This is a genomic window from Caballeronia terrestris (genome assembly GCF_001544515.1).
GTDB lineage: Bacteria > Pseudomonadota > Gammaproteobacteria > Burkholderiales > Burkholderiaceae > Caballeronia > Caballeronia terrestris.
In genome coordinates this window covers 1-981 of sequence record NZ_FCOL02000493.1, presented here as the reverse complement: position 1 = coordinate 981, position 981 = coordinate 1, and the positions used below count along the sequence as shown (strand labels likewise).

The 981-nt window shown below is 59.9% G+C and carries 1 protein-coding gene and 1 pseudogene; both read left to right on the top strand.

What is annotated here, in order from left to right; genetic code table 11:
* Positions 1 to 279 (top strand): helix-turn-helix domain-containing protein (locus AWB67_RS38510; RefSeq protein ID WP_327367261.1); only part of this gene is annotated, 279 nt, incomplete at its 5' end.
* A 195-nt stretch (positions 280 to 474) separates the two neighbouring features.
* Positions 475 to 981: pseudogene (locus tag AWB67_RS43735) on the top strand (hypothetical protein); the annotation flags it as partial.

The window sequence follows — 981 nt, the reverse complement described above, 5'->3', positions numbered from 1 at the left end:
ATCGTGATGTCTGACGGGCGCCAGATTACCGCCCGCGATCTGGAACTCGAGGAACACGTCGAGGTTGCACCGATGACACTTGAGCAAGCGCGTGAAGTGGCGGAACGGCAAGCGATCCAAATGGCTCTACTGCGTCACCGCGGCCGTCTCGGGGACGCAGCGCACGAACTTGGCATCTCGCGCGTGACGCTCTACCGCTTGTTGAGCGCACATGGACTGCGCTCGGAAACGCTCGATGATCGGGGTGCCCTTTCATCCTCAGCGCGTTCGGCCCCTTGAAACACGCAGATGCGTAATGACACGCGCGTGAGTCTACGGCCCGCGTCGGGTAGCCGACCAACTAGCGCGTCGGGCAATTTCAAAAGAAGCCGTAGTGAGTAAAGAACCTAACACAAGATGACGGGAGTGAACGATTCGCGGTTCAGGTTTTTTCAGTCGACGGGAATTGGGCTTGGGCATACTGGATCAGCGGGCTTGATTAATATCGCGAAAGCGATCCTCGCTTTTCGTCAAGTGAAAGCGCCTTCGCCAATGGAAAGCGGGACGCCGAGGAGCATATCCGTATTTCATGTCTGGCACTTGCCTCCCCAATTCATCTTTCCAGTGAACCGTGACTCATTTCGGGAAAAATTTCCGTCGCGCTCGATCGGGAAGCCGTGCTTCTCAGTCGCCTCGAGCGTGCTACGGATGCACGCCTCTGGCTGCTACACGACGTTCGGCATGAATGATCGACAGCAGCCCTTCCATCGTCAGCGCGGTGGCCTGGGCGATCGCCGTCGTGCGGCAGCGCTGGTCGAAGTGATAGCGATTGGTTCATCGACTCGCGCAAGCACCGACCCCGCGGATTCGCCACTCAGGCCGCGCACCCGCCGCGCGTACCGAATCGATCTGCAGGACTTCATGAGTTTCGCCGGCATCGCGCGGCCGGACGAGTTTCGCCTCGTCACCCGCGCGCACGTGCTGGCGTGGCGCAACACGCTC